This window comes from Bacillus sp. GW823-FHT06B01, from assembly GCF_058952315.1.
In genome coordinates this window covers 43271-66401 of record NZ_JBXAHR010000003.1, presented here as the reverse complement: position 1 = coordinate 66401, position 23131 = coordinate 43271, and the positions used below count along the sequence as shown (strand labels likewise).

Genomic DNA, 23131 nt, shown 5'->3' with positions numbered 1-23131 from the left:
TTTTTTCATTTAAACAGTAAAATGCACTACTTTTGTAACGATATAGATATCTACAAGAAACATTGCTGTAATATTATTAATGTTACAGCAATTGAAATACTACTCATTTTGTGTTCCATATGCCCTAATACGCCAAAAAACAACAAGGAAGCGATATCAGGATATTTATGGAATTGTTACAGAATATTAATGCCCCGTTACGAAAGCTTTGTAATTTTATGTTTTTCGCAAATAAGAAAATAATGGTTGCTATAATGAGGTCAACGAAAACAAATGCAATGGAGGCTATTATGAAAAAATTTATGGGTATAGCAACAGCAGCGGTTTTTGGTCTTGGGATTTTCACAACATCTGCTAAAGCAGAAACAATCGTAACGACTGATGTACTAAATGTACGAGAAAACCCAACTACTGAATCACAAGTTGTAGGAAAATTATTAGATGGATATAAAGTAAATGTTTTACATACAGAAAACGGATGGTCAAAAGTGAAATTGAATAGCGGTAAAGAAGCTTTCATTAGCGCTGACTATACAAAAGACACTTACTACGTAACAGCAAACGTATTAAACGTACGTGCTGGTGCAAACACAGACTCCGAAATTCTTGGTAAATTGAAACAAGATGATGTAATTGAAACAACACACCAAGTACAAAATGACTGGATTCAATTTGAATATAACGGAAAAACAGCTTATGTTCACGTTCCTTACTTGACAGGTAAAGCTCCAGTTAAAGTTCAGCCAGCAGTTAAAGTTGAAAAAACAACTAAAGTTCAAGATACAGCTAAAGTTCGTGAAGCAGTTAAAGCCGGTGAGGTAGCTGAAACTCAAGCAAAAGCTAAAGCACAAGAAGCAACTAAAGCTCGTGAAGCAGCTGAGGCTCAAGCAGAAGCTAAAGCACAAGAAGCGGCTAAAGCTCGTGAAGCAGCTAAAGCTCAGGCAGAAGCTAAAGCTCAGGCAGAGGCTGAGGCTCAAGCAGAAGCTAAGGCCGAGGAAGCAGCTAAAGCTCGTGAAGCAGCTAAAGCCGAGGCAGCAGCTGAAGCTCAAGCAGCGGCTAAAGCTCAAGAAGCAGCTAAAGCTCGTGAAGCAGCTAAAGCCGAGGCAGCAGCTGAAGCTCAAGCAGCGGCTAAAGCTCAAGAGGCAGCTGAAGCTCGTGAAGCGGCTAAAGCTCAAAAACCTGCTACACAACAACCTGTTGCAAAAGAAACTGAAACAAGTGCACCATCATCTTCTCGTGAGTTACGTGTTGTAGCAACAGCTTACACAGCAGATCCACTTGAAAATGGTTATAAAGCAGGCGACCAAGTAAAATCAGCTTTAGGTCACAACTTAACAGCTAATCCAAATATGAAACTTATTGCAGTTGACCCAAGTGTAATTCCATTAGGTTCAAAAGTATGGGTTGAAGGTTACGGAGTAGCAATCGCTGGTGATACTGGTGGAGCTATTAAAGGAAATAAAATCGACGTTTTAATGCCTGATAAAGGTACATCTAGTAACTGGGGACGTAAAACAGTTACAGTGAAAGTATTAAACTAGTTCGTATAAAAAGAGTCAGTCTCATTGAGGCTGACTCTTTTTTTGATTCTCGCATTCTAACTTTCTCTTGAAAGTAACTAATATGATCCCGAAGCAACTTTCACTCTGACATAAATAAGTTCCCTCGGTTTTTATATACTTTATCAAACGCCTTTAAAACTTCTTCATGATTAACAAACTTATGTAAAAAACGAAGAGCGATGACAATCTCCTTCTCTCCCGTCCAAATTAAATCTATCTCTTTGCATTCTATATACGATAGATTACTATTTCAACAAAAAAAGAGGATGCCATAGCATCCTCTCCTGCCCTTTCCTATTCCACACAAGTAAACTGCGTCCAAGCTCCTACATAATCTAGTAAGAATAACTCTTCTTCTGCAATTGTACCGACAATATTTTTCCGTTCATCTATCGGCATTTCTTTTAGAATGATTTGCAATTCGCCTTTATACTTACCAAATAAGTTGTTTCCAATTACAACTTGCCCTCTTTCCTGTAATACACTTTCGCGCACTGGGAAATCATAGTCTTTATACTTTTTACGCACTTCTGTAGAACGTACCATATATTCTGTTATATCGCCGCGTCTTACGTGTAATTCTTGCAGTGTCGCTTTCTTTTCTACTTCAGTCGCTTCTTCTACAAAGTGTACTTTCAGCTGTAACATGTAACGATTTAAGTTTCCTAGTTTCTCTAACTCTTCTTCACTCGCATAAGCATTTCCGATAATCACATCATCAATAAGCCCTGTCGCCCATAAATGTTTCGCTTGTACTTCAATCGGTAAATTACGATGCTCTTCTAGCGTACATAATCCGTCATTAATATCCCATGGACCGATATTAGCTGCATGTGACGTAATAAATGCTGCCGTGCGAATACCATGCTTTTTAAAGCGTTCACTACAGCGAATGAAATAATCATACGGAAGACCAGTGAACTTTTGCGGATAGAAGTTATGACAACCAATTAAAGCTGGTTTATTCGCCTGATGCGAAAGGATATTTTCTAAGTATGCAATATCATTACTTACGTTTAGTTCAATTTTTAAGCCGTACGGATTATTCGTCATTTTTGCTTCTGTTAATCCGTCAAAACCTAAATCTAAACGAATACCGTCTGCACCTAACTCTGCAAAGAATGATAGATCACTATAGCTAATACCAAGTTGATCGAATACTGCCGGAGCTACATCTAAAATAACTTCCATATTGTTATCTTTTGCATGATTAATAATTTCTTTAAATTCAGCTACAATTTCTTCTTTTGGACGATTCACAGATAATAGACATGTGAATATTCTTGAAAAACCGTGGCGTGCCGCTGCCGAAATGTATGCCATATCTTGTTCTTTCGTTGAATGCTCTGGATAAAGTGAAATTCCTAATTTACGCTCCATGCTTTTGCATCTCCTTCACACGTTGTATTAATGCCATGCTCGTAAATCTATATTTTGCAGATAAACATGTTGCACATAAAATCGTTGGTACAATAATTACGTATGGTGATTGTAATCCCAACATTACATAAGCACCCATTGAACAACCGATAAATAAAATTGATACGAGTAGTAAAACTAATAAAGATTTACTTTGTACCCATTTTGAATAATGTGCAATACACTGCCCCGCTACAAATGTAATTAAGATGATAATTGCTCCGAGCATTCTGTTTTCTCCTCTCCTGCTAATTGTTGTTTTTCATACATTTTGAAGAATGGATAGTAAATAACAAATGAGATAACAAAGTTAATAAGTACAAGTACACCAGCCATAATTGTCCAGTCTGTACTAATAATCGCTGCAATTGGAGCTAACATCGTAAATGGCAATTTCGCCATCATGAGCGGAATCATACCTGAAACAACTGCGAAATATGATACTGTCGTTGTCACTAACGGTGTAATAACGAATGGAATAATTAAGATTGGGTTCATTACAATTGGTGCCCCGAAAATAATCGGTTCGTTAATATTGAATAAACCTGGTACGAATGATAATCTACCTAACTCTTTTAGGAACTTAGATTTAGAGAACATAAACATAATAACTAAAGCTAACGTTGAGCCTGATCCACCGATCCATACGAACCATTGAATAAATTGCTCTGTAAATAAGTTTGGTAATTGATGTGCATTTCCTGTAGCTGTGAATACTTCCATATTTTCAAGAATTGCTGAATCCCACATCGGACGAATAATTGGTCCTAAAATGGCTGGGCCATGTATACCGAATGACCAGAAGAACACGATTAAGAATACTGTTAATAAACCGCCGAATAAATTATTTCCTACTAATACTGATTTTAGTGGTGCGATTAAATATGTGATTGTTGTATTTACATCAAATTTTAAACCGTAACGAATACCCCAGAATAAAAGAATAACGACTAAAGTTGGAATTAATGCTGCAAACGAGTTTGCAACTGCTGGTGGTACACTATCTGGTAATTTAATCGAGATATTATGCTTAATCATAAAATGATAAATTTCTACTGCAATTAAAGCTGTAACAATTGCGCCGAATAAAGACGTTGCACTTAATGTTCCTACTGAAATATATCTTCCCGCATCAATAACACCTGGTACAGCTTTCGTAATTTGAATTGGTTCAACTGATGCTAGTAAAAAGGCGAGTACAGATAACAACCCTGCACTTAACTGATTGAGCTGATAAAAGTTTGCGAGTGAAGCTCCTACCCCAAATGCTGCGTATAACGCCATTAAACCTACTGTGAATCGGAATGGAATATCTAAAATATGGCGAAATGGCGCAATCCACTCCATATACGCATCAATTGGTAAATTTAAAAAGATAACGAAAAATGATCCGACAATCGTTAACGGCAATGTAGAAATAACTCCGTTTCGAATTGCTAATAAATGTCGTTGTCCTGCAATCTTTTGCGTTGTTGGCATAATCTTTTGTTCCATAAAACTCATAAAACCATTCATCAATACCCCTCCTCTTTCTCTTTACTATGCAAGAACAAAAAGTTATAACATTATAATGTTTATATTTAAAAAAATATAATTATGCTAAAACTAATTGTTCTGCTTGTTTCAATACTTTTAAACCGTCACACATGCCATAATCTCGTTGTTCTATTATTGCAACCGGTATATCATATGAATTCGCAAGAAACTGTACAGCTGGAAACAAATACTTCACTTGTGGTCCAATTAAAACTACATCAGCATTTTTTATCTCCAGTTTCACAAGTTCTGAATCAACTGCTTTAATTTTATAATCCTTCCCTTGTTTCTTTGCCTCTTCTTGCATTTTTCTTACAACCATACTCGTTGACATGCCCGCTGCACAACATAATAAAATGTACATGTTATACTGTCACTTTCTCTTCTACTCGTTTATGAAGAGTGATAAATTCTTCAGCAAGTTCTTTCACTGTAATTGCATTCATTAAATGATCTTGTGCATGCACTAACAGTAAACTGATTTCTGCATGATTTCCTCTTGCTTCTTCTTGAATTAAGTCTGTTTGAATGCGATGAGCTGCTGAAATCTCTTCACTAGCAAGTGTCATCTTTTCACTCGCATTCTCAAAATCTCCTTGTCTTGCAAAAGCAATTGCTTCAAGCGCCGCGCTTCTCGCATTGCCACCATGTAAAATTAACGCAAATGGAGTTTGCATATCAGTCATTTTAAATTCCCCCAAGCTATCTTTTTTCTATATTGTTATCTTATTATGAAAACGCATACAATTAAACATAAAAAACTTCCGTTGTGTAACGGAAGTTTTTATATACTTTTCTTATATAGATAGTAATATCTCTTGGAAATCTTCAATTCCTTTAGCATGAGTTAATTTCTCTATCGCACTTTGACTAGACATAATATCATATAAAAAATCATAAAGCCGCTGTAAATCTTCATTATTATTACGTTTTACACTAAATAAAATAATAACTTGTACTTTTTTATCTCCCCAGTCAACGGACTTATCAAGTGTACAAAACATCAAAAATGTTTTCTCACTTAATAACTGCATCGGATGAGGAATCGCAACTAAATTCCCAACCGCTGTCGGAGATGTATTTTCTCTTTCCATAACAGAATCATAAAAGTTTTCTGGTACATAGTTTTTCTCAGCTGCTTTCTCACATAAAAACTGGATAACCTCTTCCTTCGTAGAAGCACTATGATTTAAAAAGATTAAATCTTCCTTTATATACTGCTGCACACTAGTATTCACATGCGTAAACAACTGCTGACCGATCGACTTAATCTCTTTATCATCAAATATTGAGTTCACTTTTATAACAGGAACAGGCAAACCACTCGGTATATGAATCGTACTAATAATACAATCTATTTTATCTTTATAAAGGTCTTCCACTTTCAATTGATAATAACCTGTAATCCCTACAATCTCTAATTTATCTCGGAACTGTGATAGAATTTTATATTTCAATAGCTGGGCGCTTCCTTGACCAGTCGCACAAACTAGTAAACATCTTTTCTTTTGATTCTGTTCCTGTAAACGACTCATCGCTCCCCCGAAGTGAATCGCAAAATAACCAATTTCACTTTCCGGAATCGATTCTCCCGTATAATCACCAATTATATCTCCAACGAGAACCGCAATTTCAAAAGCATACGGATAATTCTTTTTCACTTCTGCCAAAAGAGGATTTCTCGTATTTAACTTATACTTCAAACGGTTTAATAACGTTTTTAAATGAACACCAAATCCAAATAATAATTCTTCATCATAATAAAAAATAAGATTCCGTTCTTCCGCTACTTTAAAAAGAATATGTTGCATGAATGCATATAGATCTTTCCCTAATAGCTCTTCCACATTTTCATAACGATCTTTCGCTGTAACAGCAGTACTTAATAAATGCATCGTCACATATAAAACTTCTTCTTCTGGAAATGAAAGATGCAACTCTTTCTCTAAATCCCCTACAATCTGTTTCGCAATTGTATATTCTTTCTTTATGATAAGTTCCGATTGCTCCGCATTTAGTCCTTTCATATAATGTTGATCTTCACAACGCCTTAATGCAATTGCAATATGAATGACTAAATTATCAATTTCAATATCTGATAAATATATCGTTCCTCCCTCGATATACTTTAATATAACCGAACGGATAAGCGGTATATGAGGTAACGATAAATATGTATCCCTCTGTTCAAATTGCTCATGAAACGGAGTATGGTCATAACGCGGTAAACCATATTGTGATAAACAAGAACGAATATGAAACTCCTCTCCCACAATACGTATACCATAATACGGTCTCTTTTCAATTTGTAATTGATAACGACAACATATATCTGTAACATCTTTCATAATTAAATTTACAGTCGATTTACTCACATAAATCTCCTCTGCTAACTGTGAAAGCTTCACATATCCCTCTGTCGTTACAATACGTTGCAGGATGTACGCTATCCTTTCTTCATAAGAAGTTGGGATCTTTTCAGCCTGTTTTTGAAATAGACCCACGCAAAACTCTTCAAACTTCTTCGTTTGTATAATTTCTAGTTCGTATCCAGTCCCTCTTTGCGATTCAATTTTCGCTCCGTTTTCTTCCAATATATCATTTAATAATTTTATATCTTTTTGAATCGTCTTCGTTGATACATGTAAACGGTTCGCTAAAAAAGCTCGATTTAACATCGATTTCTCTTCTAAAAACTCCTCTAAAATAGAAATTAATCGCTGATGCACTTTTGTCATAGCTCTTCCTCTCACAATTTATATATAAAAAGGAAAAAGCTGCTGAGGTCAGTAGTTTTTTCCTTTTTCATTTTATCTATTTCTTTAATGTAAATCCGAATTTATCCCATGCTTGTAAATAATCTAATAAGAAAATTTCTTCTTCCACAATTCGGCCAACTACATTTGTTTTTCCTGTATTCACCATATCTTTTAAAGCAATTTGTAATTCACCTTTATATTGACCATACTGTTCATTATCAATTAAAAGATCACCGCGTTTAATTTCGCGTGTATTATGCGGTTTGAACTCTTCTTTCTTATATTTCACACGACTTTGTGTCGAGCGAATCATATATTCAGATACATCTCCGCGGTAAAAATGAGGCTCGTCTAATACGATAATTTTTTCTAATTCTGTTGTTGTATCATATAACGCTATATCAAATGTTTGTTTCTCTTTATTTAATGCACCTAGTGCTTGTAATTCTTCTTCTGATGCATACGCGTTCGCGATAATAACATCATCAATTAATTCTGTCGCAAATAAATGCTTCGCTTGTGTTGTCATCGGTAATTCACGATGCTGCTCTAACGTACATAAGCCTTCCGTTACTGGCCAAGGTCCGTACGTTGCATCAAAGGATGAAATAAACGCAGCCGTTCTCATACCGTAATCTTTAAATTGTTTCGAGCATGTAATGAAATGATCGTATGATAATCCTGAATAACGATGCGGATAAAAATTATGGCAACCAATTAAATTTTCACGGTTTGGTCTATGGCTCATAATGTTATCTACATATTTCGTACCGTTACTCATATTAATTTCAATTTTTAAGCCGTATGGATTGTAAGTCATAATCGATTCTTCTAAACCAGAGAAACCGACATCTAAACGAATACCGTACGCTCCTAGATCATGGAAGAACGATAAATCATTATATGAAATACCTAATTGTGTAAAGACAGACGGACTAATATCAACTAATACTTGGAACCCTAATGCATTTGCATGAGAGATTGTTTCTTTAAACTCTTCTATAATTTTCTCTTTTTCTCCATCTACAGACAATAAGCATGTGAATACACGAGTAAATCCGTATTTACTTGCTAATGTTAAATATTCCTTATCTTTCTCTACCGTTGAATGTTCTGGATAAATAGAAATACCTAATCGTCTCATATGTACACGCCTCTTTCTTCATTGTTTTGTAAACCTTTTCAAATATATGTAGTGAAAAAGTATATATCCCCTTCTCATTCACTACTTTTTGAATCCGCTTTCTTTAAAGGAAACACAATTTCTATCATTTATAACAACTACAAGTCTATACATCTATACTTTACAACTTTTTTTCATAGTTGTGTAGCTTTTACACAAATTTGTCAGTTTTTTCACCTCGAAAATTGTTATACGTTTTCAAGGCACCTTCCTTGACTGTTACATTGACCAATACATATACTCGAAAGAACAGAGAAAACTTTTATATAGGGGATGAATATATGGGAGAAGCAATACTCGTAAAACGAGAATCGTTATGGAAGAAAGAGTTTGTCGCTTTAATTTTTGCAAACTTATGTATGTTTTTAGGGTTTCAAATGTTAATTCCTACTTTACCTGTTTATGTGAAAGAAATTGGCGGCACAAGTTCCAATATCGGATTTGTTGTAGGCATGTTTACCGTGGCGGCACTTTTTGTTCGACCGCTAACTGGAAATGCCTTGCAAAAATTTAATAAAAAAATCATTTTAATGATCGGTACTGCTATTTGTTTACTCGCTATGGGTAGTTATCTTTTCGCTTCAACCATCTTCCTATTACTTGCCGTTCGAATTTTACACGGAGCTGGTTTTGGTATTACAACGACTACATATGGAACTGTCGTTTCAGATTTAATTCCGCAAGCTCGCCGCGGTGAAGGCATGGGATATTTCGGTCTTTCCGGAACGATTGCAATGGCGCTCGGTCCACTTATCGGAATTTGGCTTATGCAAACATATAACTTCACGATTCTTTTTTTATGTGCACTTTCATGTACAATTGTTTCATTAATATTAACGAAACTACTTCAAATCAAAAAATCGCCGCAACCACCACAGCATACATCTGGTACTTTTCTCGATGGATTTATTGAGCGCAAAGCTTTACTTCCTTCATTATTAATATTATGTATTACATTAATGTACGGTGGAATCGGGAGCTTTATTACATTATTTGCTACGGAAGTCGGAATTGCTGATATAAGCCTTTTCTTCTTATTTAATGCTCTAGCAATTGCTGTCACTCGTCCGTTTTCTGGAAAATTATACGATGCGAAAGGCCATGCATTCGTTATTATTCCAGGAGTTATTATTACGTTTACAGGTATTATTTTACTATCGTATACAACTACCATTCCGAGTTTAATTATTGCAGCAGCATGCTACGGAAGTGGCTTTGGAGCGATTCAACCGGCATTACAAGCATGGATGATCGACCGAGTAGCACCGCACCGACGAGGAGTCGCAACAGCTACATTCTTCTCAGCGTTTGACCTTGGAATTGGTGCTGGCGCAATTATTTTTGGATTCATTGCACATTTTACAAACTATGCGACTGTATACCGTTATTCTTCTCTATTACTTATTGCTTTTCTGTTCATTTACATTACAAGCTTACGGAAGCAAAAGCAGAACGATAAAACAAACGAAAAAGCCGTTGGATAGTGTTAAATCGTTCTATTTCAAAGTAATTAAACTAAAACATCATATATAAAAAAATGCAAAAGGCAGTGGATTCTCCAAAAATCACACTGCTTTTTGCATTGTATTGAAAGGTGAACCACTGTTCTATTTATTCATGTTGTTCGTATGATATTAACATATAGAACGAATTGGAGGAAATATTAATGAAAGCAATAGTATATACAGAATACGGTCTCCCCGACGTTCTTCAACTGAAAGAGATAGAAAAACCTGCTCCTAAGGACAATGAAATACTAGTAAAAATAAAAGCGACAACCGTAACAGCAGGAGATATTCGCTCAAGAAGTTTTACAGTTCCCTCTTCTGTTTGGCTACCTGCTCGCATTGCCCTTGGCTTTAAGCAACCGAAAAAACAAATACTTGGAATGGAATTGGCCGGTGAAGTTGAATCAGTAGGAAAAGACGTTACTCGTTTTAAAATAGGAGATCAAGTTTTTGCTGCTACCCAAGCAAATTTCGGTTCTTATGCTGAGTACATTTGTATAGCCGAAGATGGACCAGTATGTATGAAACCCTCCAATATAACCTATGAAGAAGCCGCGGCCATTCCAATCGGGGCACGTACAGCCTTATTTTTCCTGAGGAAAGCTAATGTTCGAAGCGGTCAAAACATTCTTATTTACGGAGCTTCTGGAAGTGTCGGAAGTTATGCAGTACAAATTTCCAAGTATTTCGGCGCAACAGTTACAGGTGTGTGCAGTAGCTCCAATTTAGAATTGGTCAAATCTCTAGGAGCTGACGAAGTAATTGATTACACCACAAAAAATTTTTCTACTACAGACGAAACTTATGATGTTATCTTTGAAGCGGTAAACAGGAGCTCCTTTTCAGAGTGTATTAAAATGTTAAAGGAAGATGGTACCTATATAAATATTGTTGAACCGTTACCAAGTGCTCAAATGTTCTGGACTAAATTGACAAGTCGCGTGAAACTCATATTAAGTCAAAACGCACCTGAAACTTCCGAAGCATTAAATTTCCTTAAAGAACTTGTTGAGGACGGTAAAATAAAAGTGGTCATTGATAGGCAATACAATTTTGAGGAAATTATTGAAGCTCACATATATGTTGAAAAAGGACATAAGAGGGGAAATGTCGTCATAACTATGGAGCATAATGACGATTCTAAATAAAGAAAAAACACTTTGCATAATTGTTAAAATGCAAGGAACCGAAAGTTTTTAACATAAAAAAGCAGAGCAAATTCATATGCGAATTGCTCTTTTTTATTGTTGCGAGCACCTCAAAAGAAAACAGTTTAAAACAATTTAATCGTTTTTTACTTTCATTAAATAAATCCATTTCAAACCTCCCCCGTTTCCCTACATATTTTTCTAACTTTAATCAAAAAATATGCAAAGAACCATCATCATAACAAAATAAAATTCCAATCCGCATACCCAGTTGGGTAGTTTCCCTTCACCTATTTTTACTATCAATAAATAGTGTGACAAATGTGACTTCTTTACAAACCAATTAGATATATCATCTAAAAAGCCAATTAAATCCAGGTGTTTCTTTAAAGGTTTGTAAACTTTTTATCACTTTGTAAATTTAGTGTAAATTTTACTGATAAACCGTTTACAGTGCCTCAAGGTTTAGTTAATAATTACATCGTACATGAAATTTAAGGAGTGGAATGCGTGGAATACAATATTCAAGATATGATCTTCCAGTTCATTGGTGGATTAGGTATTTTCTTATTCGGTATTAAATACATGGGCGATGGACTGCAACAAGCAGCTGGAGATCGTCTTCGCGATATTTTAGATCGCTTTACAACAAACCCACTTATGGGTGTACTAGCAGGTATGTTAGTTACTGTATTAATCCAATCAAGTTCAGGAACAACCGCTTTAACAGTCGGACTTGTAAGTGCCGGATTTATGACATTAAGACAAGCAATCGGTGTTATTATGGGTGCGAATATCGGAACGACAGTTACTGCATTTATTATCGGAATTAAAATCGGAGAATATGCGCTCCCAGTTATGGCAGTTGGAGCGATTTTACTATTCTTCTTTAAAAATAAAAAAGTACATTCTGTAGGTCAAGTTGTATTCGGTTTTGGTATGTTATTCTTCGGTTTAGAATTAATGAGCGCAGGTATGAAACCTCTTCGCTCTTTAGAGTCATTCCAAGAGTTAATGGTTAGCATGAGTGACAATCCAATTTTAGGAATTATTGTCGGTACAGTGTTCACTTTAATTGTACAAAGCTCAAGCGCAACAATCGGTATTTTACAAGAACTATTCGGTCAAGGTGCTATTGATTTACAAGCTTCTCTTCCTGTATTGTTCGGTGATAACATCGGTACAACAATTACAGCAGTATTAGCAGCAATCGGTACTTCAATTGCCGCAAGACGTGCAGCATTAGTTCACGTTATCTTTAATATTATCGGTACCATTATCTTTACAATTTTATTAGTACCATTTACAAGTTTAATCCAATATTTCCAAACGTCATTAAACTTAAATCCAGAAATGACAATTGCATTTGCACATGGAACATTTAACGTAACAAATACAATCATTCAGTTCCCATTTATTGCAGTATTAGCATGGATCGTAACAAAAATCATTCGTGGTGAAGATTCATCTATTAACTTCAAACCACAACATTTAAATCCAATCTTTATTGAGCAATCTCCAGCTATTGCTTTAACTGAAGCTCAAAAAGAGGTTGTGCGTATGGCTGAATTTTCATTACACGGCTTAAAAGAAGCGAATCAATATTTAAATACACAAGACAAAAAGCACGAAAACATGGCTACTCAATTAGAAGGAGCTATTAACAATTTAGATAAAAAAATTACCGAGTATTTAGTTTTACTATCAGAAAAGCCGCTTTCACCTTCAGACTCTGAAAAACACTCCGTTTTAGCTGGTGTTGTTGGAGATATTGAACGTGTTGGTGATCATGTAGAAAACCTAGTAGAACTTGTAGATTTCCAAATTTCAAACCGCGTTTCACTATCAGACGAAGCACTAGCTGAACTAAATGAAATGCTTGAATTAACGATTTCAACATTACAAGACGCAGTCGAAGCTTTAACAAACTTCGATACTGAACTAGCACAAACTGTTATTGCAAAAGAACGTAAAATCGACCAAATGGAACGTGTTCTTCGTAAACGTCACGTATTACGTCTAAACGAACGTAGCTGTTCAGGTGATGCAAGTATCATCTTCGTTGATATGGTAAGTAACTTAGAGCGTATCGGTGATCACGCTGTAAATATTGCTGATGGTGTTTTAGGTGAACAAGGTAAAATCAATTTAAAACAATCATTATAATAGAAAAGAGACGCTAACTTAAGCGTCTCTTTTCTTATTTCATATTTACAACCGTTCTTCCTTTTAACTTTCCTTGCAATATAAGTGTAAACTTTTCATCTAACTCTTCCAATGTACATTCTTCTGTATAAGATAGTAACTCATTATTTTCCCATTCACTTGCTAAGAGCGTCCACACATCTCTTCTCACATCCACTGGGCATTGCACAGAATCTATTCCTAAAAGACTTATGCCTCGCAAAATAAACGGATATACCGTTGTTTGTAATTCCTGCCCTGCCACATTACCGCATGTTGTTACACAACCACCATACTTTACCGTTTTTAAAGCTGTTTCTAGCATATGTCCACCTACAGTATCGATAACTCCAGCGTATATCCCTTTTAACATTGGCCTTCCTGATTCATCATACAATTCCGTACGATGAATCACTTGTTTCGCTCCTAGACGTAGTAGCATCTCTTCCTCTTCCATTTTCCCTGTCGCTCCTACTACGTTAAATCCTAGCTTACTTAAAATACTAACAGCTACACTCCCTACGCCGCCTGTTGCACCCGTTACTAAAACATCTCCCATACTAGACGTTATGCCTGCTCCAATAAGCTTATATACTGATAAAGCAGCTGTAAAACCTGCTGTCCCGTACATCATACTTTCCTTTAATGACATTCCCTCTGGTAAAGGGATGATCCAAGATGCTGGCACGCGAATATATTCTCCGAAACCACCAGAAGTATTCATACCTAAATCATAACCCGTTACGATGACTTGGTCTCCTACCTTAACGGCTTCATCTGCACTACTCACAACCATTCCTGCTGCATCAATCCCTGGCGTATGAGGATATGTTCTCGTAACACCTTTATTACCCGTGGCTGAAAGAGCATCTTTATAATTTAATGAAGAATAATGAACCTGTATTAATACGTCTCCCTCAGGTAAACTACTTACTTCTCTCTCTACAACGTTTCTTACAAACTGCTTACTTTCTGTTTCGTTCACAACGATTGCTCGGAATGATGTATGATTCATTATGCTCGCTCCTTTATCCGTAAATTTCTTCTTTATTATATAGAAGAAATAAGTAAACCTACTCATTTCTTCTTGGCTATATTTCAACAAATCTTACTTCTCTATTACTTTCTCACAATACATATTTTCATTTCTACTAAAACAACTTATACTTATTCTACATCTCAAAAATAAAATATAAAAAATCTGACTTTTTATAAATATATTGAATTTTTACGAAATGTAAATGATTTGTAATGTTTTTTTTCGTCAAATTTCATTATAATAAGTGGATATGAGTGTCGTATTTCAATTCAAATGAAGGAGTACAAGAAATGGAGCAAAACCCATCTTTGCAAGAAAATACACGCAGTAAACCGAAAAAAGGTAAGAAAAAAACAAAAATTATTATAAGCGTTATTCTATTCTTTTTAATAATAGGTGGCGGTTATACTTGGTTTTTAGTAAATAAAGCATCTTCTGCTGTTCGAAATGCCGCACACGATTTAGCACGCGGTGATAAATCTGATTTACGTGATAAAGCTGTAAAACCTATCGCAAATAACGTCTCTGTCTTAGTCATGGGTGTTGATGAAAGCGATGTCCGCGGGAAAGAATATGGTGAAGCTATAAGAACGGATGCACTATTACTTGCAACGTTTAATAAAGATAGCAAAACTGTAAAACTATTAAGCATTCCACGAGATACATATACTTATATCCCAGTGGAAAAGAAAAAAGATAAAATTACACACGCTCATGCATACGGTTCTACTAAAAACGGAAAAGATGGTGGACCCCAAGCAAGCATTGATGCAGTTGAAAAATTAATGAATGTTCCCGTTGATTACTTTGTAAAGTTTAACTTCAAGTCATTTATGAAAATTGTCGACGATTTAGGTGGTATTGAAGTCGATGTACCAGTTGAATTTACTGAACAAGATAGTAATGATACTGCTGATGCGATTCACCTGAAGAAAGGTGTTCAAAAGCTAAATAGTGAAGAAGCTCTTGCCCTTGCTAGAACGCGCCACATCGATAGTGATGCAATGCGTGGCCAACGCCAACAGCTCGTTATTGAAGCTATTTTAAAGAAACTAACAAGCGTTGGATCTGTAACAAAAGTTGGTAACATCATTGATGATATTAACGGCCAATTCGTTACGAACTTAACATTCGATGATATGCTTTCATTCTATAAGTACGGATCGGATTCGGAAATTGAGAAATTACAAATTCAAGGTGAAGACTGCTATATGGAAAAAGGTGACGATACATGTAGCAAATCTGCTGGTGGCGGCCGAACATATTACTACAATCCAGATAAAAAAGAATTAGCAACTGTTACAAACGAACTTCGTACTCACCTTGGATTACCTGCATATACAAAAACAGACTCTGATTCAAAGAAAACAAGCACAGAGAAAACAAAAGAATCTAAGTCGGAAAATTCAAGTGAACGTGAATCAAGTAACAATGAATCTAAAAATAAGAATAAAAATAGCAGTGAAGATACAGAAACATCATCTAACGACAATGAATAAAAAAGAAGCAGTTCTCTATGGAGGTAGAGTACTGCTTCTTTTTATTTCTTCGGAATTAAAAATCAGAACTTTCTAACTATCTTTTTTAATATTTTTAAATTATAATAAATAGTAGCAATCTATTCCAATTATCAGGGGGCTCATACATATGAAAGCTGCAGTAAAACATAACATCTCAGATTTTAAAGACTACTTAAAATCCAACGATATATACATGGAAGAAAATATAGATGAAAATGACGGTTCTGTTCATTTTTCGGTAGGATTAGAGACCGAAGCTGGCGCAAAAATTCAACTTATCGCTGCATTCCAAAACGAACATCCTACTGTGGATATATACTGCTTCAATGTTGCTCACGTACCTGATGCAACATCAACAAATGATATTTTGCATGTCATCAATGAATTAAACACATCTTACCGATTTGCAAAATTCACGTTAAATAAGCAAAATGCAATTGATATTTCAGCATCACTTGCATTCTCAGAACCAAATTTCAATCCAGCACTTGTCTTTGAACATACGAGAATGCTATATAAATTAGCAAATGACGAATATAAAAACTTAATGAAAGTTATTTGGGCATAAATAAAAGGATGGGCTGCAAGCAGCGCCATCCTTTTATTTCGATAACATATCAATCCACATCTTAACAGCAGTGCCTACAATCAAAATCGATAACATATATTGCAATGCTTTTTGATTGATCCTCTTCCCAACTTGAGCTCCAAGCGGCGCAGCAAAGATACTTGCAATCGCAATAATAAGAGCTGGAATTACAACTACTTGCCCAGTTATCACTTTTCCAGTCGTAATCCCTATTGAGGAAATAAACGTAATAGTGATAGATGTTGCTATTGTTGTACGTATCGGCAATTTTAAAATAACTAGCATAATAGGAACTAATAAGAAAGAACCTCCAGCACCTATAATGCCTGATGCGCCTCCTACAATAAACGCTAACAAGCTTGCTAACCATTTATTATATGTCACTTCACCACTATTATTTCGTTTCGGTACGAACATCATAATAGCAGCTATTGTTGCTAACGCTGCATAAACAACATTGACCGTATGTTCCGCTAATACGTTAGCACCAAAACTCCCTATGAAACTTCCTATTAATATACTTGCTCCCATATAAACAACTAGCGTTTTATCCATATCATTACTTTTCCGATAGGCCCATGCCCCTGCAAAAGTTGCAAAGAATACTTGAACCGCTGTAATACCACTTACTTCATGTGACGTATAACTAGTAAATCCTAGCAATACAGGAATATATAGGATCATTGGATAATTAATAATCGCACCGCCAATTCCAACCATTCCTGATATAAACGATCCTATAAACCCAATTATAAAAAGTAATACGACTAAACTCATCTTACATCCCCTCCCTTCTAAAAAGAAGGTGAACTAAATGAATAAGTTTACATTCCCATCCGAAGCATCTGCTAAATAAGCTCCTACTCCTGCAAACTCTACCCCTTCCATAATCTCTTCCTCTTTTAACCCTAATAAATCTACTGTCATTTGACAAGCTACAAGTTTAATCCCCTGTTCTTTCGCCAAATCGATTAAATCTGGTAAAGACATAGCATTATGTTTTTTCATAATACCTTTAATCATCTTTGGTCCCATACCCGCAAAATTCATTTTCGATAATCCCATCTTGTCTGCACCACGCGGCATCATTTTTCCAAATACTTTTTCTATGAAAGTTTTCTTCACCTTCACATGCTCATCTTTCCTTAAAGCATTTAATCCCCAAAAAGTATGAAAAATAGTTACCTTTTGATCATACGCCGCTGCACCATTTGCAATAATATAAGCAGCCATCGCTTTATCATAATCTCCGCTAAATAAAACGATTGTTGTTTTCTTCTGTTGTTCCATGTTGTTCTCCCTCCGATTACCTATAGGGGTATTTTATCATTTGTAAAAAGGCTCAAATCATTTATCTCTGTACTATACGATTTTACCTTCCCACGCTAACATACCACCTACCATATTGATTGCTTGAAAACCGTAGCTCTCTAAAAACTGAACTGCTCGTGCACTTCTTCCGCCAGAACGACAAACGATAATATATTCTTTGTTTTTATCCAACTCATGCATTCGAAACTCTAATAGTCCTAGTGGAATGTTACTTGCTTCTGGAATTTTCCCCTCGGCTATTTCTTCTACTTCACGTACGTCTACAATATTTACTGCTTCTTTACGTAACAATTTTTCTTCTAATTCTTTTACTGTCATTTCTTTCATTTTAAATTCCCTCCTCACAAACCATTCATACCACCTGAAACATTGATAACTTGCTGAAACCCTAATTTCTTTAATACTTTTGCTGCTTGCTTACTTCTCATCCCGCTCTGACAAATAACGATTACTTCCTTATTTTTATCTAACTGATTTGCTTTACTAACTAACTCATTTAACGGGATATTCTTAAACCCTTTCATATGATTTCCTCTATATTCACCTACTGTGCGAACATCGATAAATTGTTTCTCCTTTTTCCCCGCTATACTCTTTAATTCTTTTCCACTTATATTTTGAACATCTTTTACCGGTAAAAAACGTGAAATAACAAACACTGCAGCAAGTACAATGAAGAGCGTACTTAATATTGTATTCATATAACCAACCTCTCTACATTTATAAACATGCTACGCCTTCTTAATCCAAAACTTCAGCATATCAGCTTCTTCTACATGCTTTACGATGTCATGACCACTTTTATTTGCCCACGCTGGAATATCCTTAACTGACCCTTTATCCGTTACATGTACTTCTAACACTTCTCCAGTTTGTAAAGTATCCATCGCCTTCTTCGTTCTTACAATCGGCATCGGACATGCTAAACCTGTCGCATCTAATACTTGTTTTACATCCATCATCTATTCCTCCATTTTTTATTTATTTCTTATTCGTGAACTGCACAACGATTTGGACCAATCTCCATTTCACGCTCTTCATCTACACTCGGATGAATCTTCCCCATATTCGTTTGACGAATTTCTTCGTAAGCATTCGGCTGAGGTGGTAAGTTCTCCGTTACAGCTTTACGAAACTCTCCCTCACTCTCAATATTTAGTCCTGCATTATACGTAAATAAATCTTTTAACTTTGCGCTCACAACACCATTCTCATCCATTTCACTTATTTTTGAATAATGAGCTGGTAACACAATCAATTGTTGAGATAATACTTTATATCGGTTATATAGAGTTTCTCGTAAATCACTCACCCAATCCTCAGCCTTTCCAGCAAGATCTGGACGCCCGATTGAATCTACAAATAAAATATCGCCTGATAATAAATAGGAATCATCTACAATAAATGATGTACTTCCAATCGTATGCCCGGGTGAGTATAATGCATCAATTTCAATTTTAGTCCCCCCCACCGTAATGACAGATCCTTCAACGAGCGGTTTATATGAGAAAACAACTTCCTCCGCATCTTTTGGCGGTAACCAATACGTACCATCTACTTTTTCCGCTAACTTACGTCCTCCAGAAATGTGGTCTGCATGTAAATGTGTATCCATTACATTCGTAATCGTAACGCCATGCTCTTTCGCAAACTCTTCGTATGCTTCAATTGTTCTTACTGCATCAATAACTGCTGCTTCACCGTTGGAAACGACCATATAAGATAAACAGCCTTTTCCAAGGCGGTTAAATTGATATATACTCCCGCCATTTTTTAAATCTCCAACTTTTATAGGCTTTACATATTCACTCCATGCCTTCATACCACCAGCTAAATAATAAATATTTTCTAATCCAGCCTCTGTTAATTGCTCTGCCACAAATATAGAAGACCCTTCTTTTGCACACACTACTAAAACATCTTTATCTTTAGGTAATTCACTTACAATATGATCTACACCATCTAACAAATCAAAATACGGTTTATTTATAGAAGAAATTTGTTTCCCTTCAATTTTCCAATCTTCATAATCCGTCTCATTACGAACATCTAAAATAAATAACTCTCCGAATAAAACTTTCTCTGCAACATCTTTTGCTTGTAACGGTTTAACGTTCATCTCACTACCCCCATAGGTATATTTTCAGTTAAAAAATTTTATTTTCCCACATTTCCTTGCCACTCTAACATACCTGGAATGACATTTGTCACATTTAAATACCCTTTATCTTTCAACATTTGGCAAGCTACATCACTACGGTTACCAGTTCGGCAAATAACATATATTTGCTTCGTCTGAGCTAATGCTGCACTGTCTAGTTCGCCTAATGGAACTGAAATAGCCGCTGGAATATGACCAAAAGCGAATTCCGCCGCTTCACGAACATCTACTACAATACACTCTTCACCACTTAATAATATCTCTTCCAATTCCGAATTCGTAATCGTATGAGGATATTTCACTACTTCATTCACTTCATGCTCGTGTGCTTTTCTAACGTAATGCATCAATAGATCACCTTCGCGTTTCGTCCCGATATACTGATGACCTACTTTACTCGCCCAACTTTGTATATCTACAGTAGACCCTTTATCTGTTGCCTGAACTTCAATCACTTGCCCTGATGTCAAACCTTCCATCGCCTTCTTCGTCTTCACAATCGGCATCGGACAGGCCAAACCTTTACAATCTAAACTCATATCCACTTTTATACTCATAGTCGATTCCTCCATAATTTATCCCGCATTAACGGGCAGTAAGACCCCCACCTCAAAATTCAGCGAAAGCAAAGAAATTAGGCGGGAGTGGGGCTGCCCGTAAAAGCCCGATTGGTGAGGGCTGATAATCAGTGGGGGATGAACAAAAACCCCACTGATTAAAGTTTCACTTTATATACTTATACCTGTAGGGGTATATTAAAATGTTTTTGAAAATCTGTCAACACTTATGTTTGACAGATTATCGGCTTTTTACAAGTAATTGAACAGCTTCTTTAATTAACTCTTCATTTGAACCATTACCGCTTTCAAACTGCTCACGCAAACATTGCTCTAAATTCGTTCCCACAACAAGTCCAATTGTACGATCAAGTGCAGAACGAGATGCCGTTAACTGTGTAATAACCTCTCGGCAATCTTTTCCTTCTTCCATCATACGAAGCACACCACGAACCTGACCTTCAATACGTTTCAATCTATTTTTCATATCTTGATTATATTCCACTGTAAACCACCTCCGTATTTATAACTATATTATACATTACTTTGTAACTTTGTATAATACAATATACCCTATAGGGTACATTGTAAAGGGTTTTGTTTTTTGAAACCCTCTAAGGTATATTAAAAATACAAAAGCCACTGATTTTATTGACTTTTTCATTTCTCACCTACACTGCATTATTATCTTACTTCTTATAAACTCTTTGTAAAACTATAATCCATTTCTCCACCTAGTGCTGCAGCTGTATCACCAGTTTCTCTAAAATCATGTGTATATATTTTTTCAAATGAACCGAAATCTACTTGCTTATAAAATTCGAAACAAGGGAATCCATCATGCTCTCCTTGCATATCAATACTACCATCCTTTTTCACACATACATGTAATACATAATCTACAGGAGGTGCATATATATTTAACGGATTACTTGCACTCGCACTCATTTTAAATTGCACACTATCAGGGTTCCATACGATATTCGTGCACACAATATTTTCAGTACTCGCTTTTCCTGTTCTTTTATTCACAGAACCATCTGGATTCGTAATCTTCTCTGTCGTAATACCTGTGTTCGCATATGAAAACACTTCTTCTTTATAAAAATCCACTACTACCTCTTGCTCAACTCTAGAGCGCATAGTATTTACCGCATGTGGTGTAAATTCACGGGAATCACCTTCAAATTGAATTATTTTTCCTGTTTCCATATCCTTTCTCGGTTCTGTCCAAGGCATTGGAATAAATACGTTAGCTCTAATTTTTACGATATTAGTCATAAAAAACACCTCTATAATTCTAATTTTATACACTGCATTATTTAATCAAAAACACTATTTCAGCCATATAATTAAAATCTTTCTTTTTTACGTTGGCTACTTCCTTCTTACAAATGATGCTATATTTATAGCTAGATTTTCGTTTTAAAACTATATTCCATTTCTCCAGCTAATGCTGCTGGGGCATCATTTGTTTCTCTGAAATCATGTGTATATATTTTTTCAAATGAACCAAAATCTATTTGTTTATAAAATTCATAGCAAGGGAAACCATCATGTAAACCTTCAATATACACAATGCCACTTGTATTCACTCGTACAGCTAAAAAATAATCTGCTGCGGGTGCCGCCGCATTTAACGGATTACTTGCACTTGCTCTCATTTCAAAGGAAACCTCATCCTCGCCCCATGCAATATTAGTGCATACAATGTTTTCTGTACTTGTTTCTCCTTTTTGATACTCAATTGAGCCATCTGAATTTGTAATTTTCACAGTAACGATGCAAGCATCTACATATATGAAAATTTCTCTTTTATAAAAATCAACAATCACTTCTTGTTCTAATCTTGAACGCTTTGAATTTACAGCGTACGGTGTAAATTCACGTGCATCTCCGGCGTATTCAAAAACTCTTCCTGTTGCAGCATCCTTAATAGGTTTCAGCAACGCATACGGTGCAAATACACTCCCTCTAATTTTTACGATATTAACCATATGAAACCTCCGTTAACTCTATTTATATAAATTATTATTTGTACTATACAGGATATAGTCAATTTGATTGACTATATCCTGTATAGTACAATAGGTTTCATATGTAGTCAACTTAATTGACTATAGTTTCGGAGGTTATATACATGAATCATCAAACATTTAACGAACTAGACCTTACTTCACTTTTATCATTATCTTTCAGTACATTAATTACTGAACTGCATGACAGATTAAGTGAATTGGGATTTGAAGATATTAGGCCAGCACATGGTTTTATGTTCAAACGCATTCTTCCTAATGGAGCAACAGGTATAGAATTAGCTGAGTATTTAGGGGTTTCTAAGCAAGCTGTAAGCAAAATGATCGATTCTCTTGAAAACAGTGGTTATGTCACGCGCAAAAAACATCCTACTGATAAAAGAGGCAAAATCATTATTTTAACCGAACGTGGTTTAGCCGTAATGAAAGCGAAAGAAGAAATAGTAGCTGAAATAGAGCAACGATGGATTGAAAATATAGGCGCTGAACGAATGCAAATGCTCAAAGAAGACTTAACAACATTCGTTACTAAAGAAAACACAGGGAAATTATCATCAAATATACGACCCGTTTGGTAAACAAAAACTCCATATAAAAA

General features: G+C 35.6%; 25 protein-coding genes and 1 pseudogene. 7 read left to right on the top strand and 19 right to left on the bottom strand.

Going from position 1 to position 23131, the window contains the following annotated elements:
• Nucleotides 1-167: 167 nt before the first annotated feature.
• The gene (entC, locus tag AC1Q8N_RS13435) at nucleotides 168-1541 is read left to right on the top strand and encodes a cell wall-binding protein EntC (RefSeq protein ID WP_493521207.1); all 1374 of its coding nucleotides are present in this window, start codon (nucleotides 168-170) and stop codon (nucleotides 1539-1541) included.
• A gap of 100 nt (nucleotides 1542-1641) precedes the next feature.
• Here entC and AC1Q8N_RS13430 read toward each other — a convergent pair.
• From AC1Q8N_RS13430 to AC1Q8N_RS13395, 8 genes and pseudogenes are all read right to left on the bottom strand, one after another.
• A pseudogene (locus tag AC1Q8N_RS13430) lies at nucleotides 1642-1764 on the bottom strand (HEAT repeat domain-containing protein); the annotation flags it as partial.
• 92 nt (nucleotides 1765-1856) lie between these two features.
• Nucleotides 1857-2942, bottom strand: coding sequence for a DUF871 domain-containing protein (locus AC1Q8N_RS13425; RefSeq protein WP_048545715.1), 1086 nt, complete (start codon nucleotides 2940-2942; stop codon nucleotides 1857-1859).
• Complete coding sequence (locus tag AC1Q8N_RS13420) at nucleotides 2932-3210, bottom strand: hypothetical protein (RefSeq protein WP_000900031.1); 279 nt, start codon at nucleotides 3208-3210, stop codon at nucleotides 2932-2934. The genes AC1Q8N_RS13425 and AC1Q8N_RS13420 overlap by 11 nt, the downstream gene beginning before the upstream one ends.
• Nucleotides 3186-4496 carry a PTS sugar transporter subunit IIC gene (locus AC1Q8N_RS13415; RefSeq protein ID WP_002063903.1) on the bottom strand — a complete coding sequence of 437 codons (1311 nt, stop codon included), beginning with the start codon at nucleotides 4494-4496 and terminating at the stop codon, nucleotides 3186-3188. The genes AC1Q8N_RS13420 and AC1Q8N_RS13415 overlap by 25 nt, the downstream gene beginning before the upstream one ends.
• Before the next feature lie 79 nt (nucleotides 4497-4575).
• On the bottom strand, nucleotides 4576-4881 hold the full coding sequence (locus AC1Q8N_RS13410; RefSeq protein ID WP_061680155.1) for a PTS sugar transporter subunit IIB: 306 nt from the start codon (nucleotides 4879-4881) through the stop codon (nucleotides 4576-4578).
• A 1-nt stretch (nucleotide 4882) separates the two neighbouring features.
• Nucleotides 4883-5203 (bottom strand): PTS lactose/cellobiose transporter subunit IIA, encoded by a 321-nt coding sequence (locus tag AC1Q8N_RS13405; RefSeq protein ID WP_000131328.1) that lies wholly within the window; start codon nucleotides 5201-5203, stop codon nucleotides 4883-4885.
• 111 nt (nucleotides 5204-5314) lie between these two features.
• Complete coding sequence (locus AC1Q8N_RS13400) at nucleotides 5315-7255, bottom strand: BglG family transcription antiterminator (RefSeq protein WP_493521206.1); 1941 nt, start codon at nucleotides 7253-7255, stop codon at nucleotides 5315-5317.
• A gap of 76 nt (nucleotides 7256-7331) precedes the next feature.
• A complete protein-coding gene (locus tag AC1Q8N_RS13395) occupies nucleotides 7332-8420 on the bottom strand; it encodes a DUF871 domain-containing protein (protein WP_493521205.1) in 1089 nt (362 codons plus the stop codon).
• A gap of 320 nt (nucleotides 8421-8740) precedes the next feature.
• Between AC1Q8N_RS13395 and AC1Q8N_RS13390 the strand changes: the two genes are divergently transcribed.
• The 3 genes from AC1Q8N_RS13390 (at nucleotide 8741) to AC1Q8N_RS13380 (ending at nucleotide 13281) form a co-directional block, all read left to right on the top strand.
• Entirely contained in the window at nucleotides 8741-9943 is a 1203-nt protein-coding gene (locus AC1Q8N_RS13390) for an MFS transporter (protein WP_493521204.1), read from the top strand.
• Nucleotides 9944-10125: 182 nt separating this feature from the next.
• Nucleotides 10126-11115, top strand: a complete 990-nt coding sequence (locus tag AC1Q8N_RS13385) for an NAD(P)-dependent alcohol dehydrogenase (protein ID WP_493521203.1) — start codon at nucleotides 10126-10128, stop codon at nucleotides 11113-11115.
• A 510-nt stretch (nucleotides 11116-11625) separates the two neighbouring features.
• Entirely contained in the window at nucleotides 11626-13281 is a 1656-nt protein-coding gene (locus tag AC1Q8N_RS13380; protein ID WP_097844509.1) for a Na/Pi cotransporter family protein, read from the top strand.
• 34 nt (nucleotides 13282-13315) lie between these two features.
• On the opposite strand, the gene AC1Q8N_RS13375 is transcribed toward AC1Q8N_RS13380, so the two are convergent.
• Nucleotides 13316-14314 carry a YhdH/YhfP family quinone oxidoreductase gene (locus AC1Q8N_RS13375; RefSeq protein WP_493521202.1) on the bottom strand — a complete coding sequence of 333 codons (999 nt, stop codon included), beginning with the start codon at nucleotides 14312-14314 and terminating at the stop codon, nucleotides 13316-13318.
• Between the two features lie 314 nt (nucleotides 14315-14628).
• Here AC1Q8N_RS13375 and AC1Q8N_RS13370 point away from each other — a divergent pair, with 314 nt between their 5' ends.
• Entirely contained in the window at nucleotides 14629-15837 is a 1209-nt protein-coding gene (locus tag AC1Q8N_RS13370; protein ID WP_141520098.1) for an LCP family protein, read from the top strand.
• Between the two features lie 148 nt (nucleotides 15838-15985).
• Nucleotides 15986-16426, top strand: coding sequence for a hypothetical protein (locus AC1Q8N_RS13365; RefSeq protein WP_000642361.1), 441 nt, complete (start codon nucleotides 15986-15988; stop codon nucleotides 16424-16426).
• 33 nt (nucleotides 16427-16459) lie between these two features.
• On the opposite strand, the gene AC1Q8N_RS13360 is transcribed toward AC1Q8N_RS13365, so the two are convergent.
• The 10 genes from AC1Q8N_RS13360 to AC1Q8N_RS13315 all read right to left on the bottom strand — a co-directional run bounded on the left by AC1Q8N_RS13360 (nucleotide 16460) and on the right by AC1Q8N_RS13315 (nucleotide 22494).
• Entirely contained in the window at nucleotides 16460-17224 is a 765-nt protein-coding gene (locus tag AC1Q8N_RS13360) for a sulfite exporter TauE/SafE family protein (protein ID WP_098080559.1), read from the bottom strand.
• A 33-nt stretch (nucleotides 17225-17257) separates the two neighbouring features.
• Entirely contained in the window at nucleotides 17258-17737 is a 480-nt protein-coding gene (locus AC1Q8N_RS13355; protein WP_098080561.1) for a DsrE/DsrF/DrsH-like family protein, read from the bottom strand.
• 72 nt (nucleotides 17738-17809) lie between these two features.
• Entirely contained in the window at nucleotides 17810-18106 is a 297-nt protein-coding gene (locus AC1Q8N_RS13350) for a rhodanese-like domain-containing protein (protein WP_098080562.1), read from the bottom strand.
• A gap of 14 nt (nucleotides 18107-18120) precedes the next feature.
• Nucleotides 18121-18480, bottom strand: coding sequence for a rhodanese-like domain-containing protein (locus AC1Q8N_RS13345; protein WP_098642593.1), 360 nt, complete (start codon nucleotides 18478-18480; stop codon nucleotides 18121-18123).
• Between the two features lie 30 nt (nucleotides 18481-18510).
• Nucleotides 18511-18741, bottom strand: a complete 231-nt coding sequence (locus AC1Q8N_RS13340; RefSeq protein WP_098847897.1) for a sulfurtransferase TusA family protein — start codon at nucleotides 18739-18741, stop codon at nucleotides 18511-18513.
• A 26-nt stretch (nucleotides 18742-18767) separates the two neighbouring features.
• The gene (locus AC1Q8N_RS13335; RefSeq protein WP_098080566.1) at nucleotides 18768-19898 is read right to left on the bottom strand and encodes an MBL fold metallo-hydrolase; all 1131 of its coding nucleotides are present in this window, start codon (nucleotides 19896-19898) and stop codon (nucleotides 18768-18770) included.
• Nucleotides 19899-19936: 38 nt separating this feature from the next.
• Nucleotides 19937-20497, bottom strand: coding sequence for a sulfurtransferase TusA family protein (locus tag AC1Q8N_RS13330; protein WP_098204073.1), 561 nt, complete (start codon nucleotides 20495-20497; stop codon nucleotides 19937-19939).
• A 241-nt stretch (nucleotides 20498-20738) separates the two neighbouring features.
• Entirely contained in the window at nucleotides 20739-21002 is a 264-nt protein-coding gene (locus tag AC1Q8N_RS13325; protein ID WP_000456206.1) for a metal-sensitive transcriptional regulator, read from the bottom strand.
• A 191-nt stretch (nucleotides 21003-21193) separates the two neighbouring features.
• A complete protein-coding gene (locus AC1Q8N_RS13320; protein WP_098642594.1) occupies nucleotides 21194-21778 on the bottom strand; it encodes a DUF3238 domain-containing protein in 585 nt (194 codons plus the stop codon).
• A gap of 131 nt (nucleotides 21779-21909) precedes the next feature.
• Nucleotides 21910-22494 (bottom strand): DUF3238 domain-containing protein, encoded by a 585-nt coding sequence (locus tag AC1Q8N_RS13315; protein ID WP_098080570.1) that lies wholly within the window; start codon nucleotides 22492-22494, stop codon nucleotides 21910-21912.
• A gap of 143 nt (nucleotides 22495-22637) precedes the next feature.
• Here AC1Q8N_RS13315 and AC1Q8N_RS13310 point away from each other — a divergent pair, with 143 nt between their 5' ends.
• Entirely contained in the window at nucleotides 22638-23111 is a 474-nt protein-coding gene (locus tag AC1Q8N_RS13310) for a MarR family winged helix-turn-helix transcriptional regulator (RefSeq protein WP_098048690.1), read from the top strand.
• Nucleotides 23112-23131 lie beyond the last annotated feature (20 nt).

Bases quoted from the DNA above. Each gene is read 5' to 3' on its own strand.
- entC (WP_493521207.1), top strand. From the start codon at position 168: ATGGAATTGTTACAGAATATTAATGCCCCGTTACGAAAGCTTTGTAAT.
- AC1Q8N_RS13425 (WP_048545715.1), bottom strand. From the start codon at position 2,942: ATGGAGCGTAAATTAGGAATTTCACTTTATCCAGAGCATTCAACGAAA.
- AC1Q8N_RS13420 (WP_000900031.1), bottom strand. From the start codon at position 3,210: ATGCTCGGAGCAATTATCATCTTAATTACATTTGTAGCGGGGCAGTGT.
- AC1Q8N_RS13415 (WP_002063903.1), bottom strand. From the start codon at position 4,496: ATGAATGGTTTTATGAGTTTTATGGAACAAAAGATTATGCCAACAACG.
- AC1Q8N_RS13410 (WP_061680155.1), bottom strand. From the start codon at position 4,881: ATGTACATTTTATTATGTTGTGCAGCGGGCATGTCAACGAGTATGGTT.
- AC1Q8N_RS13405 (WP_000131328.1), bottom strand. From the start codon at position 5,203: ATGACTGATATGCAAACTCCATTTGCGTTAATTTTACATGGTGGCAAT.
- AC1Q8N_RS13400 (WP_493521206.1), bottom strand. From the start codon at position 7,255: ATGACAAAAGTGCATCAGCGATTAATTTCTATTTTAGAGGAGTTTTTA.
- AC1Q8N_RS13395 (WP_493521205.1), bottom strand. From the start codon at position 8,420: ATGAGACGATTAGGTATTTCTATTTATCCAGAACATTCAACGGTAGAG.
- AC1Q8N_RS13390 (WP_493521204.1), top strand. From the start codon at position 8,741: ATGGGAGAAGCAATACTCGTAAAACGAGAATCGTTATGGAAGAAAGAG.
- AC1Q8N_RS13385 (WP_493521203.1), top strand. From the start codon at position 10,126: ATGAAAGCAATAGTATATACAGAATACGGTCTCCCCGACGTTCTTCAA.
- AC1Q8N_RS13375 (WP_493521202.1), bottom strand. From the start codon at position 14,314: ATGAATCATACATCATTCCGAGCAATCGTTGTGAACGAAACAGAAAGT.
- AC1Q8N_RS13370 (WP_141520098.1), top strand. From the start codon at position 14,629: ATGGAGCAAAACCCATCTTTGCAAGAAAATACACGCAGTAAACCGAAA.
- AC1Q8N_RS13365 (WP_000642361.1), top strand. From the start codon at position 15,986: ATGAAAGCTGCAGTAAAACATAACATCTCAGATTTTAAAGACTACTTA.
- AC1Q8N_RS13360 (WP_098080559.1), bottom strand. From the start codon at position 17,224: ATGAGTTTAGTCGTATTACTTTTTATAATTGGGTTTATAGGATCGTTT.
- AC1Q8N_RS13355 (WP_098080561.1), bottom strand. From the start codon at position 17,737: ATGGAACAACAGAAGAAAACAACAATCGTTTTATTTAGCGGAGATTAT.
- AC1Q8N_RS13350 (WP_098080562.1), bottom strand. From the start codon at position 18,106: ATGAAAGAAATGACAGTAAAAGAATTAGAAGAAAAATTGTTACGTAAA.
- AC1Q8N_RS13345 (WP_098642593.1), bottom strand. From the start codon at position 18,480: ATGAATACAATATTAAGTACGCTCTTCATTGTACTTGCTGCAGTGTTT.
- AC1Q8N_RS13340 (WP_098847897.1), bottom strand. From the start codon at position 18,741: ATGATGGATGTAAAACAAGTATTAGATGCGACAGGTTTAGCATGTCCG.
- AC1Q8N_RS13335 (WP_098080566.1), bottom strand. From the start codon at position 19,898: ATGAACGTTAAACCGTTACAAGCAAAAGATGTTGCAGAGAAAGTTTTA.
- AC1Q8N_RS13330 (WP_098204073.1), bottom strand. From the start codon at position 20,497: ATGAGTATAAAAGTGGATATGAGTTTAGATTGTAAAGGTTTGGCCTGT.
- AC1Q8N_RS13320 (WP_098642594.1), bottom strand. From the start codon at position 21,778: ATGACTAATATCGTAAAAATTAGAGCTAACGTATTTATTCCAATGCCT.
- AC1Q8N_RS13315 (WP_098080570.1), bottom strand. From the start codon at position 22,494: ATGGTTAATATCGTAAAAATTAGAGGGAGTGTATTTGCACCGTATGCG.
- AC1Q8N_RS13310 (WP_098048690.1), top strand. From the start codon at position 22,638: ATGAATCATCAAACATTTAACGAACTAGACCTTACTTCACTTTTATCA.